Annotated in this window: 14 protein-coding genes; 7 read left to right on the forward strand and 7 right to left on the reverse strand. The window is 42.7% G+C overall.

Translation table 11 applies throughout. From position 1 onward, the window contains the following. The 7 genes from PTE_RS01185 to PTE_RS01215 form a co-directional block, all read right to left on the reverse strand. Entirely contained in the window at positions 1-333 is a 333-nt protein-coding gene (locus tag PTE_RS01185) for a cytochrome o ubiquinol oxidase subunit IV (RefSeq protein ID WP_036842421.1), read from the reverse strand. Further along, a complete protein-coding gene (locus tag PTE_RS01190; protein WP_036842423.1) occupies positions 333-947 on the reverse strand; it encodes a cytochrome o ubiquinol oxidase subunit III in 615 nt (204 codons plus the stop codon). The genes PTE_RS01185 and PTE_RS01190 overlap by 1 nt, the downstream gene beginning before the upstream one ends. After that, positions 937-2,928 carry a cytochrome o ubiquinol oxidase subunit I gene (gene cyoB, locus PTE_RS01195; RefSeq protein ID WP_036842424.1) on the reverse strand — a complete coding sequence of 664 codons (1,992 nt, stop codon included), beginning with the start codon at positions 2,926-2,928 and terminating at the stop codon, positions 937-939. The genes PTE_RS01190 and cyoB overlap by 11 nt, the downstream gene beginning before the upstream one ends. A 4-nt stretch (positions 2,929-2,932) precedes the next feature. Beyond that, on the reverse strand, positions 2,933-3,859 hold the full coding sequence (gene cyoA / locus PTE_RS01200) for a cytochrome o ubiquinol oxidase subunit II (RefSeq protein ID WP_036842426.1): 927 nt from the start codon (positions 3,857-3,859) through the stop codon (positions 2,933-2,935). A 364-nt stretch (positions 3,860-4,223) separates the two neighbouring features. Beyond that, positions 4,224-4,985, reverse strand: coding sequence for a nucleoside-specific channel-forming Tsx family protein (locus tag PTE_RS01205; RefSeq protein ID WP_036843444.1), 762 nt, complete (start codon positions 4,983-4,985; stop codon positions 4,224-4,226). A gap of 241 nt (positions 4,986-5,226) precedes the next feature. Next, a complete protein-coding gene (gene ampG / locus PTE_RS01210) occupies positions 5,227-6,705 on the reverse strand; it encodes a muropeptide MFS transporter AmpG (protein WP_036842435.1) in 1,479 nt (492 codons plus the stop codon). 52 nt (positions 6,706-6,757) lie between these two features. Continuing rightward, positions 6,758-7,336 (reverse strand): lipoprotein, encoded by a 579-nt coding sequence (locus PTE_RS01215; protein ID WP_036842437.1) that lies wholly within the window; start codon positions 7,334-7,336, stop codon positions 6,758-6,760. 244 nt (positions 7,337-7,580) lie between these two features. Here PTE_RS01215 and bolA point away from each other — a divergent pair, with 244 nt between their 5' ends. The 7 genes from bolA to ppiD all read left to right on the forward strand — a co-directional run bounded on the left by bolA (position 7,581) and on the right by ppiD (position 16,998). Continuing rightward, on the forward strand, positions 7,581-7,892 hold the full coding sequence (gene bolA, locus PTE_RS01220; protein WP_036842439.1) for a transcriptional regulator BolA: 312 nt from the start codon (positions 7,581-7,583) through the stop codon (positions 7,890-7,892). A 376-nt stretch (positions 7,893-8,268) separates the two neighbouring features. Then, complete coding sequence (gene tig / locus PTE_RS01225) at positions 8,269-9,573, forward strand: trigger factor (RefSeq protein WP_036842442.1); 1,305 nt, start codon at positions 8,269-8,271, stop codon at positions 9,571-9,573. Between the two features lie 273 nt (positions 9,574-9,846). Then, complete coding sequence (gene clpP, locus PTE_RS01230; RefSeq protein ID WP_036842445.1) at positions 9,847-10,470, forward strand: ATP-dependent Clp endopeptidase proteolytic subunit ClpP; 624 nt, start codon at positions 9,847-9,849, stop codon at positions 10,468-10,470. Between the two features lie 137 nt (positions 10,471-10,607). Next, entirely contained in the window at positions 10,608-11,879 is a 1,272-nt protein-coding gene (gene clpX / locus PTE_RS01235) for an ATP-dependent protease ATP-binding subunit ClpX (protein ID WP_036842447.1), read from the forward strand. 209 nt (positions 11,880-12,088) lie between these two features. After that, positions 12,089-14,443, forward strand: coding sequence for an endopeptidase La (gene lon, locus PTE_RS01240; protein ID WP_036842448.1), 2,355 nt, complete (start codon positions 12,089-12,091; stop codon positions 14,441-14,443). Positions 14,444-14,673: 230 nt separating this feature from the next. Then, positions 14,674-14,949 carry a nucleoid-associated protein HU-beta gene (gene hupB, locus PTE_RS01245; protein WP_081738128.1) on the forward strand — a complete coding sequence of 92 codons (276 nt, stop codon included), beginning with the start codon at positions 14,674-14,676 and terminating at the stop codon, positions 14,947-14,949. A gap of 177 nt (positions 14,950-15,126) precedes the next feature. Beyond that, positions 15,127-16,998 carry a peptidylprolyl isomerase gene (gene ppiD, locus PTE_RS01250; RefSeq protein ID WP_036842452.1) on the forward strand — a complete coding sequence of 624 codons (1,872 nt, stop codon included), beginning with the start codon at positions 15,127-15,129 and terminating at the stop codon, positions 16,996-16,998. Positions 16,999-17,089 lie beyond the last annotated feature (91 nt).

Raw genomic sequence — 17,089 nt, forward strand, 5'->3', positions numbered from 1 at the left:
TTAATCAACCATCATATTAATGTTGAGGTTGTACATGATCCATAACGAGCCAACAACAACAATACCGATAATCAAAATAGTGAACAGCAATGCTACTAAGTTCCAGCGCTCTTCTGACGAAGTGTTCATGTGCAGGAAGTAGATAAAATGAACAAGAATCTGCACAACAGCCAGACCGACTACCGTTGTCAGGATAGTGGCATGGGAGGCGGAACCATCCATTACCATCCAGAATGGAATCACTGTCAGGATGACTGAAAGAACAAAGCCGATAATATAAGACTTCAGGCTACCGTGGCTAGCTCCAGTATGAGCTGTATTTGAATGACTCATTACATAGCTCCTAACAGATAAACAACGGTAAACACACAGATCCACACCACATCAAGGAAGTGCCAGAACAAGCTCAGGCAGTTTAGACGGGTTTTATTAACATCAGTTAAGCCGCGGCGTGTTACCTGAATCATCATGATGATAATCCAGACCAGACCACAGGTCACGTGGATACCGTGAGTGGCGACCAGTGCGAAGAATCCGGACAGGAACGCACTGCGGTCAGGGCCGTAGCCTTCTGCAATCAGATGATGGAATTCATACAGTTCCATTGCTACGAAGCCAAGGCCGAACAGGAAAGTCATACCGAGCCAGGCGTTAACCTGGCCGATTTTGCCTTTGTTCATGCCCAGCATAGCAAAGCCATAGGTGATACTACTGAATAGCAGCAGGAAAGTTTCAACCAGTACAAAAGAGAGGCCGAAAATTTCTTTACCAGATGGGCCGCCTGCGGTTCCGTTAACCAGCACTGCATAAGTCGCAAACAGGCATGCGAACAAAATACAGTCACTCATCAAGTAGATCCAGAAACCGAATACCTTAGTGGCTCCCGCATCGTGGTGCCCATGATCCTCATGGGCATGATTATGGTTAGTCATAGTTTCAGTTGACATGATTCAGACCTGCCTTGCTAATTTGTTCATGGTGTTGATTCTCAATTTGCTCAACTTCAGCAACGGGTACGTAGTAATCAACATCGTTATCAAAGCTTTTCGCGATCCAAGTGATAATCATGCCAGCGAAGCCTGCGATAGCCAGCCACCAGATATGCCAAATCATAGCGAAACCAAAAAGCAAGCTGAAGCCAGCAATAACCACACCTGCACCGGCATTTTTAGGCATATGAATTTCTTCATATTTAGCAGGACGTTTATAAGCTGTGCCTTTTTCTTTCATATCCCACCATGCATCACGGGTTTGAACATGTGGAACTTCAGCAAAGTTATAAAATGGTGGTGGAGAAGATGTTGCCCACTCCAGAGTACGTCCGCCCCAAGGATCGCCGGTCAGGTCACGGTTTTGGTCACGGTCACGGATACTGACGTAGAATTGAATGACCTGGCACAGGATACCAACGGCAATCAGTGCAACACCGATTGCGGAGACAACCAGCAGAGTATGGAATTCAGGGTTGATATCTTGGCTGATACGACGGGTCATTCCCATAAAGCCGAGTGCATAAACTGGCATAAAGGCGATAAAGAAGCCAATGAGCCAAAACCAGAATGCGCGGACACCCCATTTTTCATTTAGTGTGAAACCAAATGCTTTCGGGAACCAGTAAGCAGTACCAGCGAAACAACCGAAGACAACACCACCGATGATAACGTTATGGAAGTGTGCGATCAGGAACAAGCTGTTATGCAGAACGAAGTTTGCACCCGGAACTGCCAGTAGAACCCCAGTCATACCACCGATCGAGAAGGTGACGATGAAGCCGACAGTCCACAACATCGGTGTTTTATACTCAATGCGGCCCTGATACATCGTGAACAGCCAGTTGAAGATCTTAACCCCTGTCGGAATCGAGATAATCATGGTGGCGATACCGAAGAAGGCGTTAACGTTCGCGCCGGAACCCATTGTAAAGAAGTGGTGCAGCCATACGATGAACGACAACACGGTAATGGCAATGGTTGCCCATACCAGAGAAGTATAGCCGAACAGCCGTTTTTTCGAGAACGTCGCAGTAACTTCAGAGAAGACACCAAAGACCGGCAGTACCAGAATATAAACCTCAGGATGACCCCAGGCCCATATCAGGTTGATGTACATCATCATGTTGCCACCCATATCATTGGTAAAGAAATGGGTGCCCATATAGCGGTCGAAAGTCAGCAGGGCAATGGTCACAGTCAGAATTGGGAATGCTGCGATGATCAGTACGTTAGTACACAGTGCTGCCCAAGAGAATACAGGCATTTTCATCATAGACATGCCAGGGGCACGCATACGCAGGATCGTGGCAAAGAAGTTAACGCCTGTCAGTAACGTACCGATACCGGATATCTGGAGACTCCATATCCAGTAATCGACCCCAACGCCAGGGTTATACTCTATACCTGACAGTGGAGGGTAGGCTAACCAGCCAGTCTGAGCGAACTCACCCACACCCAGTGAGATGTTAATCAGAGCGACACCAACGACGAAGAACCAGAAACTCAGTGAGTTCAGGAATGGAAACGCAACGTCACGGGCACCGATCTGGAGTGGAACCACGATGTTCATCAAGCCGACAACGAAAGGTGTTGCCATGAAGAAAATCATGATGACGCCGTGAGCGGTAAAGATCTGGTCATAGTGATGCGGCGGCAGGAATCCTGCTTCGCCAGCAGAGGCGACAGCCTGCTGACCACGCATCATAATGGCATCGGCAAAGCCACGAAGCATCATGACCAGTGCCACGACGATATACATAATACCGATTTTTTTGTGGTCAACGCTGGTTAACCACTCGCTCCACAGCCATTTCCATTTACGGAAATAGGTCAGGGCTCCGACAACTGCGAGCCCTCCGAAGAGAATCCCGGCAAGAGTGACCATGATAATGGGCTCATGTAATGGGATTGCATCAAGTGTTAATTTTCCCAACATTACTTTATTCCTCAACTCCGGCATGAGCAATTTCGCTCATATTCATGTTATGACCTGTCGTTGCACTGTGGCCGCCATGCATATTCATGTCGCCCATAAATTTGGCAATAATGTCTTGATACAGGTTAGGCTTAACGCTTGAGAAGTATTCAACCGGATGGTTCTGGCTTTGTTTGGCTAACTCATCAAATGCTTGCATGGTATCCAGGGTTTTGGGAGAGGCTTTCACTTTTTGAACCCATTGTTCAAAACCTTCACGATCTGCGGTAGCTGTGGCAGTAAATTTCATGCCAGAGAAGCCATGCCCACTGTAACTGCTGGACAAACCTTTATAAGTGCCAGGTTCATTGGCAATTAAGTGAAGTTTAGTCTGCATACCCGCCATTGCGTAGATTTGACCACCTAACTGTGGAATGAAGAATGAGTTCATCACAGAATCAGAGGTGATTTTGAAGTTAACAGGAACACCAGTAGGGAAAGCAATTTCGTTAACGGTAGCGATACCTTGCTCAGGATAGACGAACAGCCATTTCCAATCGAGAGAGATTACTTCAATAGTCACTGGTTTTTCGTCGCTGACCAGTGGTTTATAGGGATCAAGCTCGTGGGTTGTTTTCCAGGTAATAGTCGCCAAAATGATAATGATAATGATAGGAACCGTCCACACTACCAGCTCAATTTTATTTGAGTGTGCCCAGTTAGGGCGATAGGTAGCGTTTTTGTTGGCTTCGCGGTAACGCACGGCAAAGGTAAATGCCATGATGATTACCGGAATAACAATGATAAGCATCAGGCCAATAGCCGTGAGTATTAGCGTTTTTTGTTCAGCGCCGATAGCGCCTTTAGGATTCATCAATACCATATCACAACCATTCAACATAAGAGTGGCTGCCAGTAATGACAATATCCCAATACTTTTATTGTATTTCATAAGTCTAACGACTCCAAATAACAAAAGCTCTATTGTCGTTTCATCAGTGTGGGCATTCTACGGTAAGGCCACAGGAGTGTAAACATTTGTAATAGTTAGTTGATAGGTTGTTGACCCTTTATGTTAGTGGGATCACATGTAAATGGAAGATGCAGCAAGAGCTAGCTTGAAAAGGTTATTTAAGCTTAACGAGGTGTGACTGAAATGTGATGGAAATATTAATTTATATTAAAATATTCTTATATTTTTCAGCGGAAGGAAAAATATAAAAGTTTACTTTAAAGATTTCTATAACGGCAATTTTATTTAAAAATTAAACTAACTGTAAGCTACTCCAGAAGTAGCTCACAGTTAACATCAATAATTAGAAATTATATTTGATGGTGTAGACAATCCCATCCTGCCAGAACCCTTCACCTAATTTATGATCGGCATATCGATATTGAACGCCGGTTGTGAAAGATGGGTGAGGTGTCCACCACAATGCTACTGCGCCGTTAACACCGTCCCGCCCGCCATTGCCATAGCGTTCATTCCGGTTAAGTTCTATTTCATTCCAGTTAGTTATACTGAATTTTTCCTGCCAGAGCTGAAAATCATAACCTGCCACCCAGCCGACAACATAGCCGTTATTACCCGAGTAGAAAGTTTGATCAACATAATGTAGTGCAACGAATGGTTTGAACCAGACACCGGCGATGTCAGTGTTGTAGCCAATACCATACAGGGTATTTACCTCATGGAAATTCCCACCATGTGCTTTTCCTGGGAGGGAATAGGTACCGTAAACATGGCCGTAGAGATTGAAACCAGTATCAGCCAGATAGAAGCGCCCGGTTGTTTTGAAGGTGTATCTTTGGTTATCCCCTGGTTGAGCATGCTTACTGTTGAAAGCATTTTCCAGATCAAAGAACCCGTATAATTCACCCCAGTCAAACCCGGTTCCGCCTTCCAGTTCCACATAGGCAAAGTCGTCTTTATGAGAGGTTTGCCCTGATTTATGTGTGGTGTGGCTGGTCCAGTCAAGATAGTTCATGCTGATATTGGCAAAGCCCCATTGATATTCAGCATAAGCTGGAACTGAGACAGTAGTAAATAAGGCAGTAGCCAGAAGGGTTTTTCTCATAAATTTCTCTAACGCATCCATGAAAAGAGGTTTTTAGTTTTAAAGCTATGTGGTAAGCCTTAAAAATGGTAGCCTGATTTTACGCGGATATGAATATTGAACAATCCAATAATTACTCAAAAATAGCACTTTTAGATAAATGACTATCTGAAATGTGATCGTTATCACTTAGTTTTTAGCTGGGTATAAAAAGGCTGACCGTAGTCAACCTTTAATAAGTTAATTTAATATCTTTACTTTCTTAAGCTAATTTGTTCCTTCTTAATGCAAGATAATCCAGAACGCTACCTAAAATGATGCCGGCGATACTGAACTGTGCTCCTAACAATAGTAATTGTTCGGCCAGATTAGGTGCATTAGTCCAGTTGAGAGCATTGGTGATTATGATAAATAACCAAAATGTAAGAAGGATACTTGCTAATGATAGTAAGCCAAGAGCCAGACGATAGAAATTTCCGAACTCAGTACGCGGCATAAAATCATTGGTTTGTTGGGTGTAAGCCAGAGTTTGGCGGCAGATAAATAGCAGTAATAAACCTGGAACAGAGGCTGCTATGGAAAACAGATAGAAGTTTGGCCAGCCATGTAATTCAACGAACCAACCCGCAATTGGGCCGACGTATACTCGTCCAACAGCCGATAAGGCAGATAATAAAGCAAACTGTGTTGCGGAGAATGATTTGTGACATAAAGCCATAAGCAAGGCAACAAATGCAGCGGTTCCCATTCCACCACAGATATTTTCCAAAAAAATGGCACTGCCCATAGTGTAGATATTTTTGTGAGTGATGGATAACAGCCAGTATCCAGTATTAGAGATAGCTTGAAGAATGCCAAATATCATTAGTGAGCGAAATAAACTCCATCGTTGCATCAAATAACCACCATATAATGCACCGACGATAGTTGCGGCTAATCCCAGTGTTTTGTTGATCATACCGACTTCACCAGCATCAAAGCCAATACCACGGATAAGAAATGGGATGCTGAGACTGGCAGCAAAGGCATCGCCTATTTTATACATGACAATTAATAGCAGTATCAGCCACGCATTATTACGACTGAAAAAATCAGCCAATGGTTCTATTGCAGCCTGATGAAGTGTTTTGGGTGGGGGGACCTCAACTTTAGGTTCTTTGGCCCTTAACGTTGCATAGACGCCGATCAGCATCAATCCAGCCATCAACCAGTATGTGTGTTGCCAGCCTATATAGCGATCTGCAATCCATAATGCTAACCCGCCTGAAACTAACATTGCTAATCGATAACCAAGTACCGAAACAGCAGCACCTGCACCCCGTTCTTCGCTACTGAGTAAATCTGTTTTATAAGCATCAAAGACGATATCCTGTGACGCAGAACAGAAAGCGACGGCGACGGCCAGTGCGGCCAGCCACCATAAATGTTGAGATGGTTGGAGAAAACCCATTGCAGCAATACTGGCTATCAGTAATAACTGTGTAATAAGTAGCCATCCACGGCGGCGTCCAAGGAAAGAAGGGGCAAAACGGTCCATAAAAGGGGACCAAAGAAATTTGAAAACATATGCCTGGCCAGCAAGGGAAAAGAAGCCAATGGTTTTAAGATCGACATCTTCAACGGTCATCCACGCTTGTAGGGTGCCGGCAGTCAATGCGAGAGGTAAACCAGAAGCAAAGCCAAGTAAAAGCAGGATACGTGAGTTATGTTGAGTAAAAACAGTGAGATAACGATAATACATGAGCCTCCCAAAACTCTGTCCTTGGCGGACAGAGTAAGTCATTAATCCTTAATTAGCGGGCATTTTGTTTGATGAAATTACTGACGGAAGGATCCTGAGCCATATCTGCGATGACTTCAGATAGTACAGTATTTACCGCATCAGCAATTTTCTCATTGGTTGCTCCGAGAGGACCTTGTACATTGTAGCTAGTGCGATAGTTTTTAACTTGTTTACTTCCGTTTTGCGCTGCACTGATAATGGAAATATCGGCTTTTGTTGAAATATTATGGCGTAAGCTGCCTTCTTTAACATCTGCATACAGGTTGTTCACAATAATTTGCAGATTAGCATTGGCTGGAGAGCCAATCATATAACCACGGGCAGCCATCTGTTTTTCCAAGATTTCCTGGAGCAGAAAACGCAGATCACGGGACGGTTTTAGTATTTCCAGCTTTGCATTACGGTTAACTTGAGCGAGTGTCTGAGATTGGCGATTGTCGGCACCACTGATGCTGATGGTAATAGCACCCATAGTTGGATCTGCTGTTGGCAGCGTAATTTTAGGTTCGATGGTCAGGGTATTGCTGGGAGCAGTACAACCGGCAAGAAGAAAAAGGGCTATAAGCGGAAATAATATTCTTTTCAACATGTTGATTTTCTCATCAGTGATAAGGATGTCCAGTAATATTTATCAATAAGCATAAACTACGCCAATAATAGCACTGCCTTTGATCATGGCATATCTCTGATGAGGTAAACATTATAAAAACCTTAGCGATGTGGGATTCGATTAAAGATATTTTAATGTTCTGACGCTATAACTTATGAAGAATAGACTAAAATCATTAATATGGTTGGCAGTTACGATTGCTGTGTAGTTAAGGAGAATGATTATGGTGTATCAGGATATAGAAGAGAAATTACAGGCTGCATTTAACCCCTCATATCTTGAGGTTACTGATGAAAGTTATCGTCACAATGTCCCCGTAGGTTCTGAAAGCCATTTTAAGGTAGTGATCATCAGTAATAAGTTTGTTGGTGAACGCATGCTGAACCGCCATCGTTCCGTTTATGGCACATTATCGGCAGAACTGGCCGCAGGTGTTCATGCTTTGGCGTTACATACCTATACCGAAAAGGAGTGGAATGAATTGCAGGATACTGTTTTAGCTTCACCGGCTTGTCGGGGTGGTAATGTGGCCTGAGTACTGAATTGGGGCATTCTTCTGAAATTGCGATATCAAAATAGCATGTACTCGATTAACGGCCTTTGGGCCGTTTTTGCGTTTTATATGTGACACATTTTGAACGCAATTCTGATAGCAAAGAAATCGTTGTTGCATGAAATGGATGAATACCTCGGGCTTTTGTTAGCAATTCTCGACTCACACCGTCTGCATCGCTATAATGCTGCGTCTAATTTTTAGAATGGTTTCGGGATGCTTCTGACATCAGGGATTCTCGGTTTTTAAATGCGACCGCCCCGGTTCTTAGAGAGTGTTGCGATTGGCACATAGAACATCTGCCGGTTGTATGGTCTCTGGAGTTGACCGAGCACTATGATTTTTTTGAGGTAAAAAGATGCAAGTTTCTGTTGAAACCACTCAAGGCCTTGGGCGTCGTGTGACAATCACCGTTCCTGTTGCCGATGTTGAAAAGGCAGTTAGCAGTGAGTTGGTCAATGTAGCAAAAAAAGTTCGTATCGATGGTTTCCGTAAAGGCAAAGTGCCTATGAACATCGTTAAACAACGTTATGGTGCTTCTGTTATTCAAGATGTTCTGGGTGATCTGATGCAACGTAACTTTATTAATGCAATCATCGAACAAAAAATCAATCCAGCGGGTGCGCCAAGTTATGCGCCAGAGCAGTTCAAAGACGGCGAAGATTTCACTTATTCTGTAGAGTTTGAGGTGTATCCGGAAGTTGAGCTGAAAGACCTGGAAGCCATTGAAGTTGAAAAACCTGTTGTTGAAGTAAAAGACGAAGATGTTGATACAATGTTGGAAACATTGCGTAAGCAGCAGGCTGACTGGAAAGAAACCGAAGAAGCTGTTAGTGCAGAAGATCGTGTTACTGTTGACTTCAATGGTTCTGTTGATGGTGAAGAGTTTGAAGGCGGCAAAGCTTCTGACTTTGTTCTGGCTATGGGCCAGGGTCGTATGATCCCAGGTTTCGAAGAGGGCATTGTTGGTCATAAAACTGGTGAAGAGTTCACTATTGATGTGAACTTCCCAGAAGATTATCACGCTGAAAATCTGAAAGGTAAAGCAGCTAAGTTTGCGATCACTTTGAAAAAAGTGGAACAGCGTGAATTGCCGGAGTTGACTGAAGAATTCATCAAACGTTTCGGTATTGCTGATGGCACTGTTGACGGTTTGCGTGCAGAAGTACGTAAAAATATGGAACGTGAACTGAAAAATGCAGTTCGTAACCGTATTAAATCTCAGGTTATCGATGGCTTAGTTAAAGCTAACGAAATCGAAGTTCCGGCCGCTGTTGTTGATGGCGAAATTGATGTTCTGCGTCGTCAATCTGCCCAGCGTTTTGGTGGCAATGAAAAACAAGCGTTGGAATTGCCTCGTGAACTGTTTGAAGAACAAGCTAAACGTCGCGTTGTTGTTGGCCTGTTATTAGGTGAAGTTATCAGTAGCAATGAACTGAAAGCTGACGAAGAGCGTGTTAAAGGATTGATTGAGGAAATGGCTTCTGCCTATGAAGATCCTCAGGAAGTGATCGAATTCTATGGTAAGAACCAGGAATTGATGAGTAATGTGCGTAATATTGCTCTGGAAGAACAAGCTGTTGAAGTTCTTCTGGGTAAAGCAAAAGTTTCTGAAAAAGAAACAACTTTCAATGAGTTAATGAATCAGAATCAAATGGCATAAGCGTTGGCTTTGCTTGAGATAACGAGTTTATCATCTCTGTGAAATTGAACCCGCAGATAAATCTGCGGGTTTTTTTATGAATAAAAGGCAAAATTTTTCTTGAAAAAAGTGGGTTTAACCCCAGATCCTTTTCTACATTATGTATATGATTGCAAGATTTTTCAGGGGTAATCCTCCTTTGATTGATTAACTTTTGAATCATGGTCATCATCGCTTATCTCAAGTAGAATCGGTTATGAATGGCACCAACATGAATTCTATTAGGAGACGGAAATGTCATATAGCGACAAGCGGGATCAATATGTGCCTCATATGGCTTTGGTGCCGATGGTAATTGAACAGACTGCACGTGGAGAACGTTCGTTCGATATCTATTCACGCCTGTTAAAAGAACGTATTATTTTTCTGACTGGCCAGGTCGAAGATCATATGGCAAACCTGATTGTGGCCCAAATGTTGTTCCTTGAGGCAGAGAATCCGGAAAAAGATATTTTCTTATACATTAACTCCCCAGGTGGTGTGATTACTGCGGGCATGTCCATTTATGACACTATGCAGTTCATTAAACCGGATGTTAGTACCATTTGTATGGGGCAGGCATGTTCGATGGGGGCATTCTTGCTGACCGCCGGCGCAGAAGGAAAACGCATCTGTTTGCCAAATTCCCGGGTCATGATCCATCAACCATTAGGTGGTTTCCAAGGGCAGGCTACAGATATTGAGATCCATGCCCAGGAAATACTTAAAGTTAAATCGCGTATGAATGATTTGATGGCAAAACATACGGGAAAAACCCTTGAAGAAATTGAGAAAGATACAGAGCGTGATCGCTTCTTGTCAGCAAGTGAAGCCGTAGATTATGGGTTGGTTGATAAGATTTTCACCCATCGCGATTAATTTATTATTCCCGGAAGCTATAATATAAATATTCGCCTTACTATTTGGTAAGGCTATGTCATTCGGGGTAATAGCAGAGTTTCCTGCTTTGCCAGATGAATCTGGGGTAGCAGTTGATTAAAGTGAGGTTGTGACTGATGACAGATAAGCGCAAAGACGGTTCAGGAAAGCTGCTGTATTGCTCTTTCTGCGGGAAAAGCCAACATGAAGTGCGGAAATTGATTGCTGGCCCGTCAGTGTATATCTGCGATGAATGTGTGGATTTATGTAACGACATCATTCGCGAAGAAATTAAAGAGCTTGTACCACATCGTGAGCGTAGTGCATTACCAACTCCTCATGAAATTCGTCAGCATCTGGATGATTATGTTATCGGCCAGGAAACGGCGAAAAAAGTGTTAGCAGTTGCTGTTTATAATCACTACAAGCGGTTACGTAATGGTGATACCAGTAACGGTGTTGAATTAGGTAAAAGTAATATTCTGCTTATTGGGCCAACAGGGAGTGGTAAGACACTGCTGGCTGAAACACTGGCCCGTTATCTTGATGTTCCCTTTACTATGGCAGATGCGACTACGCTGACCGAAGCGGGATATGTGGGCGAAGATGTAGAAAACATTATTCAGAAGTTACTGCAAAAATGTGACTACGATGTGCAGAAAGCTCAACGCGGTATTGTTTACATTGACGAAATTGACAAAATTTCACGTAAATCTGATAACCCGTCAATTACCCGGGATGTTTCAGGGGAAGGTGTACAGCAAGCGCTGCTGAAACTGATTGAAGGTACAATTGCGGCGGTTCCTCCTCAAGGGGGGCGTAAGCATCCACAGCAAGAGTTTTTACAGGTAGATACCTCTAAGATCTTATTTATTTGTGGTGGTGCGTTTGCTGGATTGGATAAAGTGATTAGTCAGCGTTTAAATACCAGCACCGGTATTGGCTTTGGTGCGAAAGTCAAAGGTGAGTCAGAAAAAGCGACTGAAGGCGAATTATTTGCACAGGCTGAACCAGAAGATCTGATTAAATTTGGTCTTATCCCTGAGTTTATTGGGCGGTTACCTGTTGTTGCCACGCTTAATGAACTGAGTGAAGATGCGTTGATTCAGATTCTAAAAGAGCCTAAAAATGCGCTGACTAAGCAGTATCAGGCACTATTTAACCTTGAAGGCGTCGATTTGGAGTTCAGAAGTGAAGCTCTGATTGCTATCGCTAAGAAAGCGGTGCTTCGTAAGACAGGGGCCCGTGGCCTGCGATCTATTGTTGAAGGTGCATTGCTGAATACGATGTACGATCTGCCATCAATGGAAAATGTTGGGAAAGTTGTTGTAGATGAATCTGTTATTAATGGTCAATCTGCACCATTACTGATTTACAGCAAGCCGGATGCTCAGGTTTCTGGTGAATAATTGAGGCCAAGACAGGGAATTCACTAAACGAGATATTATTGAATAAAATGAGGGGGTTGCCCTCATTTTGTTTTTAATTAAAGTATCATACCATTGAATGTTAAATTCCTGTCCCCATATATTTTATATTCTATGAAGTGAAACTCGTGAGAACCGTATTTCACGAGATTCCTTAAAAACTGGCGAAAGCTAAACGAAGAGAGAGCTCTATGAATCCTGAGCGTTCCGAACGCATAGAAACTCCTGTATTGCCTTTGCGCGATGTAGTGGTTTACCCGCATATGGTGATCCCTCTGTTTGTAGGGCGTGAAAAGTCTATTCACTGCCTGGAAGCAGCAATGGATCATGACAAACAGATCATGTTGGTTGCGCAAAAAGAAGCTTCAACTGATGAGCCAGGGGTTAATGACCTTTTCTCCGTTGGTACAGTAGCTTCTATTTTACAGATGTTAAAACTGCCAGATGGCACCGTAAAAGTACTTGTCGAAGGGTTGAAACGTGCCCGTATTACGACTCTGACTGACAATGGCGAACATTTTTCTGCTCAGGCTGAGTATCTTGATTCACCAATTGTTGATGAGCGTGAGCAGGAAGTTCTGATCAGAACGGCTATTAATCAGTTTGAAGGTTACATTAAGCTCAATAAAAAAATTCCGCCGGAGGTTTTGACCTCACTGCACAATATTGAAGATGTCGCTAAATTAGCTGATACAATCGCTGCTCATATGCCATTGAAACTCAGTGACAAACAGACTGTTCTGGAAATGTCTGATATTGTTGAGCGCCTTGAATATCTAATGGCAATGATGGAATCGGAAATTGATCTGTTACAGGTAGAAAAACGTATCCGTAATCGCGTGAAGAAACAAATGGAAAAGAGCCAGCGCGAGTACTACCTGAATGAACAGATGAAAGCGATTCAGAAAGAGTTGGGTGAAATGGATGATGCGCCTGATGAGTATGAGACTCTCAAGCGCAAAATTGAAGCGGCAAAAATGCCAAAGGAAGCCCATGAAAAAGCGGAGGCTGAATTACAAAAGCTGAAAATGATGTCTCCTATGTCGGCGGAAGCGACGGTTGTCCGTAGCTACATTGATTGGATGGTACAGGTTCCGTGGGTTGTCCGTAGTAAAGTTAAAAAAGATTTGGTTAAAGCCCAGGAAACTTTAGATACTGACCATTATGGTTTGGAGCGCGTGAAAGAACGTATCCTTGAGTATCTGGCAGTACAAAGCCGAATCAGTAAAATTAAAGGGCCGATTTTATGTCTGGTTGGGCCTCCAGGTGTGGGTAAAACTTCTTTAGGACAATCTATCGCACGGGCAACCGGACGGAAATATGTGCGTATGGCACTGGGCGGAGTTCGTGATGAAGCGGAAATCCGTGGTCATCGCCGTACCTATATTGGCTCTATGCCGGGTAAATTGATTCAGAAAATGTCCAAAGTTGGGGTGAAAAATCCATTGTTCCTGTTGGATGAAATCGACAAGATGTCATCTGATATGCGTGGTGATCCAGCTTCTGCCTTATTGGAAGTTTTAGACCCGGAACAGAACGTGGCATTTAACGACCATTATCTGGAAGTCGATTATGATTTGTCAGATGTTATGTTTGTTGCAACATCCAATTCTATGAATATTCCAGCACCATTACTGGATCGTATGGAAATTATTCGTCTTTCCGGTTACACCGAAGATGAAAAACTAAATATTGCCAAACGTCATTTGCTGCCCAAGCAGATTGAGCGTAATGCCCTGAAAAAAGATGAATTAACTATTGATGACAGTGCCATTATTGGCATTATCCGTTATTACACCCGTGAAGCCGGAGTGCGTAGTTTAGAACGAGAAATTTCTAAACTGTGCCGTAAGACGGTGAAAACATTGCTTATGGATAAGAGCTTAAAACACATTGAGATCAATGCAGATAATCTGAAGGATTATCTGGGTGTTCAACGTGTGGATTATGGTCGTGCAGATACAGAAAACCGTATTGGTCAAGTCACAGGACTTGCATGGACTGAGGTTGGTGGTGATTTATTGACCATTGAAACCGCATGTGTTCCAGGGAAAGGTAAGCTAACCTATACCGGTTCATTAGGTGAGGTTATGCAGGAATCCATTCAGGCTGCATTGACTGTTGTTCGTGCCCGGGCTGATAAACTGGGTATCAATTCTGATTTCTATGAAAAGCGGGATATTCATGTCCACGTTCCTGAGGGTGCAACACCAAAAGATGGCCCAAGTGCAGGTATCGCTATGTGCACAGCATTGGTTTCCTGTCTAACAGGTAATCCAGTTCGGGCTGATGTTGCTATGACGGGTGAAATTACTCTGCGTGGTTTGGTTTTGCCAATCGGTGGTTTGAAAGAGAAACTATTGGCTGCGCATCGAGGTGGCATTAAAACAGTCTTGATTCCGGAAGAGAATAAACGTGATCTGGAAGAAATTCCTCAAAACATTATTGCGGATCTACAGATCCATCCGGTTAAGCGTATTGAAGATGTTTTAGCTATTACATTGCAGGATCCTGCGTTTGGCGCGGAATTAGTGTCAGTTAAATAGTATAAAAATAATGAACGATCTCAAGAGCTATGGATGAAATATAGGCTGGTAAGTGAATTCAGGCTTACCAGCTTTTTTTGTATTGTTAACTTGGATGAATTGTCTAATAAATATTTTGCTGTTTTATGATTTCTTGCCAATACCGGAAAGGATTGATATAACGGCACTGCTATCGGGTTATCCGTTAGGATTCTGATGCGATAGTAAAATACTATATGGGGATGATAAGAGTGAATAAATCACAACTGATCGACAAAATTGCTGCTGGCTCTAATATTTCTAAAGCCGCTGCCGGGCGTGTAGTAGATGCATTCATTTCTTCTGTAACTGGTGCATTGAAAGATGGCGATGATGTTGCTCTGGTGGGATTCGGTACTTTTGCTGTTCGTGAACGTTCTGCACGTACTGGTCGTAACCCTCAAACAGGGAAAGAGCTCAAAATTGCTGCGGCTAAAGTACCTGCTTTCCGTCCAGGTAAGGGTTTGAAAGACGCGGTTAACGAGTAACACAAACCAAATATTCTTTGTCAACGTCTGTTATATTGGTAAACATAGACTGACGAGACAGATTTGGTAAGCTAAAATAGAAGCGCATCAATTGATTGGTGCGCTTTTTTTCTCTTAACGCTTGAATTAGCGTAATATGGCGTTTTCTATTTCACCAAAGCGGAGTTTTGCCTCTTTATGATGGACAACCTACGCACGGCGGCAAACAGTCCTGTGCTTAAAATCGTGCTGGCTCTCATTATCCTGTCTTTTGTACTGACGGGGGTTGGGGGCTACTTGACAAGTGGAACTGATAGTTATGCTGCCGAAGTGAATGGTCAGACTATTAGTCGTACTCAATTGGAGCAGGCGTTTCAGCAAGAGAGAAACACGTTGCAAGAACAACTGGGAGATAAATTCTCTGTGTTGGCAAGTGACGAACAAAGTATGAAGCAGATTCGTAGCCAGGCTTTGGAACGCCTGATTAATAACGTGTTGATTGAGCAATATTCCCGTGAATTGGGTTTATCTGCCAGTGATGAGCAAGTTAAGGATTCTATCCGAAATACCCCTTATTTTCAGACAAACGGTAAATTTGATAACAACAAATATCTGGAACTGCTCAACCGTTTCAATTTTAGTCCGGATATTTTTGCTGAACAAACACGCCAGAATTTAATTAATCAGCAATTACTTATGGTTTTTTCTGGTAGTGAAATAGCATTGTCTGGTGAAGCAAAACTCAATGCTGAATTGCTTTTGCAAAAGAGAACAGTCCGTCTGGCTACACTGGAGCTGAAGAAAATTCAGGCGCAGCAAGAAGTGACAGATAAAGATTTACAGGATTATTATGTTCGAAATAAGAACAGCTTTATTGCTCCTGAAGAAGTGAAAGTCAGCTATATAAAAATGGATGCTGTAAATGAAATGGATAAAGTTTCAGCCACATCCGCTGATATTGATACTTACTATGAGCACAACTTGAAGCGCTATACTCAATCAGAGCAGAAAAAGTACAGTCTGATTCAGCTTGCAACTGAAACAGAAGCCAAAGTAGTGCTTGATGAGCTGAATAAAGGTGCTGATTTTGGTAAATTGGCGACTAAAAAATCCACAGATAAGTTTTCAGCGAAAAATAATGGTAATATTGGCTGGATGGAAGCGGATTCTCTTCCTGAAGAGATGAAAAAAGCTAACTTGAAAGAGAAAGGCCAAACTTCTTCTGTGATTAAAGTTCCTAATGGTTTCGCTATTTTCCATTTAGATGATGTTAAGCCTCAAATAACTAAGCCTTTGTCTGAAATTCGCCCTGAAATTGAGAAAATAGTTAAGCAGGAAAAGGCGGTAGATGCTTTCTATGCTCTGCAACAGAAGGTCAGTGATGTGGCTACCAGCGATAATGAATCTTTAGCTGCTGCTGAGGAAGTTTCAGGTATTAAAGTTGTGACGACTAATTGGTTTGATCGCAATAATGTGCCGGCAGAGATTAACTTTAATTCTGTTATTCATGCAATTTTTGAAGGTAATCTTGTTGATGGGCAAGGGCCAACAGGCACTAACTCTGATGTGATCTCAGTTGACGGTGATCGTGCGTTTGTTCTGCGTGTAGATAATTACAAACCAGAAACAGTACAGCCATTTGAGAAAGTTAAAGAACAGGTTGTCGAACTAGTTAAGCGTCAGAAAGCTGAAAAACAGCTTCAAATTGAAAGTGAGAGATTACTTGCTGCCTTAAAAGAAGGTAAAGGTGAACAAGCTATGAAGGATGCAGACATCCATTTTGGTGAATCTCAGGTTATTCAGCGTATGCCTCAAAATAATGTATTGGTTGATGCGGTATTTGCTTTACCACAGCCAAAAAAAGATAAGGCAGAGTATGGTTTAGCGAAAAATAATTTGGATGATGTTGTTTTGATTCAATTGGATAAAGTGACTCCAGGGGTTATATCTGGGGAGCAAATTAAAAGCATGACTGATGGTTACCAGAGTGAAATGGGTAACGCGATGTTGGAGTCTTTACTGATTAGCTTACGTGAAAAAGCCAAAATTAAGTTCGGTCATATCGAATAAAAATTTGCGGCGAATATCGCAAATATCTTTGTAATTATCTTGCTAACAAAGGCCGCTTTCGCGGCCTTTCGCATATCTGATACTCGTCTAT

Origin of the sequence: Photorhabdus khanii NC19, from assembly GCF_000517265.1 — a bacterium.
Classification (GTDB): Bacteria; Pseudomonadota; Gammaproteobacteria; order Enterobacterales; family Enterobacteriaceae; genus Photorhabdus; species Photorhabdus khanii.